This is a genomic window from Streptococcus halitosis (genome assembly GCF_023147855.1).
In the GTDB taxonomy this organism is placed as follows: Bacteria; Bacillota; Bacilli; order Lactobacillales; family Streptococcaceae; genus Streptococcus; species Streptococcus halitosis_B.
The window spans coordinates 1-2,179 of sequence record NZ_JAHXOP010000010.1 but is presented as its reverse complement, the minus strand read 5'-3'; the positions used below and the strand labels follow the sequence as shown (position 1 = coordinate 2,179).

Annotated in this window: 2 protein-coding genes and 1 pseudogene; 2 read left to right on the top strand and 1 reads right to left on the bottom strand. The window is 36.6% G+C overall.

Annotation, left to right across the window (positions count from 1 at the left end):
• Window positions 1–335, top strand: a 335-nt coding sequence (locus KZX55_RS09145; protein WP_248026970.1) for an LPXTG cell wall anchor domain-containing protein, incomplete at its 5' end; no start/stop codon positions are given.
• Window positions 336–415: 80 nt separating this feature from the next.
• Here KZX55_RS09145 and KZX55_RS09140 read toward each other — a convergent pair.
• Window positions 416–1,444 (bottom strand): annotated as a pseudogene (locus KZX55_RS09140) (transposase).
• A 296-nt stretch (window positions 1,445–1,740) separates the two neighbouring features.
• On the opposite strand from KZX55_RS09140, the gene KZX55_RS09135 reads away from it, so the two are divergent.
• On the top strand, window positions 1,741–2,179 hold a 439-nt coding region (locus KZX55_RS09135; protein ID WP_348982760.1), incomplete at its 3' end, for a putative cross-wall-targeting lipoprotein signal domain-containing proteiin.

The window sequence follows — 2,179 nt, the reverse complement described above, 5'->3', positions numbered from 1 at the left end:
AGGAATTCCTTCAAGAGATTCAGTTGGATTCTCCATTCCAGGCTGAGACTTATATTCAAATGAAACGAATTGCTGTCGGAACTTTTGAAAATACCTATGTAAATACTGTGAACAAAGTTTCTTACGCTTCAAACACAGTTCGTACTACAACACCAGAACCTAAGAAACCAGAGGAGCCAACAACCCCTAATTCTAATCCAAATCCAAAAGGAAACCCTACTCTACCTCAAACAGGTACAAATGATTCAAGCTACATGCCATATCTTGGTCTAGCAGCTTTAGTAGGGGTTTTAGGACTTAGTCAGTTGAAACGAAAAGAAGACGAAAGCAACTAATTTCTGGAAGTTAAATAGAAAAGAGGAACTCTGTTTCCTCTTTTTCGGCTCATTGTCAACTGTAGTGGGTTGAAGAAAAGCTAAGCTCGAGAAAGGACAAATTTCGTCCTTTCTTTTTTGATATTCAGAGCGATGAAAATTCGCTTCTTGAAGTTTTCAAAGTTCCGAAAACCAAAGGCATTGCGTTTGATAAGTTTGATGAGATTATTAGTCGCTTCCAATTTTGCGTTGGAATAGGATAACTGAAGGGCATTGACGATTTTCCCTTTGTCCTTTAGAAATGTTTTAAAAACAGTCTGAAAAAGAGAATGAACCTTCTTTATATTGTCTTCAATGAGTCCGAAAAATTTCTCTGGTTCCTTATTCTGAAAGTGAAAAAGCAAGAGTTGATAGAGATGATAGTGGTGTTTCAAGTCTTCTGAATAGCTCAAAAGCTTGTCTAGAATTTCTCTATTCGTTAAGTGCATACGAAAAGCAGGGCGATAAAATCTCTTATGGCTGAGTTTACGGCTATCTTGTTGAATGAGCTTCCAGTAGCGCTTGATAGCTTGTGTTCTGCCCTCAAGAACAGTGATGATATTGAGCTTTTCAAAATCTTGCGCAATGAAACTCATCTTTCCCTTAGTGAAGGCATACTCGTCCCAGGACATAATCTCAGGCAGACGAGAAAAATCATGCTTAAAACGGAAGTCATTGAGTTTGCGAATGACAGTTGAAGTTGAAATAGACAGCTGATGGGCAATGTCAGTCATAGAAGTCTTTTCGATTAGCTTCTGGGCAATCTTTTGGTTGATGATACGAGGGATTTGGTGATTTTTCTTGACTATAGGAGTCTCAGTGACCATCATTTTAGAGCACTAATAGCACTTAAAACGGCGTTTTTTAAGGAGAATTCTAGTAGGCATACCAGTCGTTTCAAGGTAAGGGATTTTAGAAGGTTTTTGAAAGTCATATTTCTTCATTTGGCTTCAGCAATCAGGACAAAGTGGGGCATCATAATCCAATTTAGCGATGATTTCCTTGTGGGTATCCTTATTGATGATGTCTATAATTTGGATATTAGGGTCTTTGATATCGAGTAGTTTTGTGATAAAATGTAATTGTTCCATATGGCTCTTTCTAATGATGGTTTGGTTGCTTTTCATTATAGGTCATATGGGACTTTTTTTCTACAACAAAATAGGCTCCATAATATCTATAGGGGATTTACCCACTACAAATATTATAGAGCCAAAATAAATTAAATTAAAAAGAAGATGGTGTGATCATCTTCTTTTTAATTTAATTTATAAACATGTGGATTTTTCTATAAATAGAGAGAAAAAAGAGTAAATATTTGCATCTTGCCTTGTAAAGTGCTATTATAAGAAGTAACGACTAAATTTAGATAAGGAAATGGCTTATAATGAAAAATAAAAAAGAAGTCTATGGATTTCGTAAAAGCAAAGTTGCGAAAACTTTGTGTGGTGCTGTTTTAGGAACTGCTTTGATTGCTTTTGCAGACAAAGCAGTATTTGCTGACGAAGTTACAGAGACAACTAGTACAAGTACAGTTGAGGTGGCTACTACAGGAAACCCAGCCACAAATCTACCTGAAGCTCAGGGTGAAATGAGCCAAGTTGCCAAAGAAAGCCAAGCTAAGGCTGGTTCTAAAGACTCAGCTTTGCCAGTAGAAGTATCATCAGCTGATTTGGATAAAACAGTTGCCGATGCAAAATCTGCAGGAGTTAAGGTAGCTCAAGATGAAACAAAAGACAAAGGAACAGCTACAACTGCTACAGAAAATGCTCAAAAACAAGATGAGATCAAAAATGACTATGCTAAACAGGCTAAAGAAATAAAGA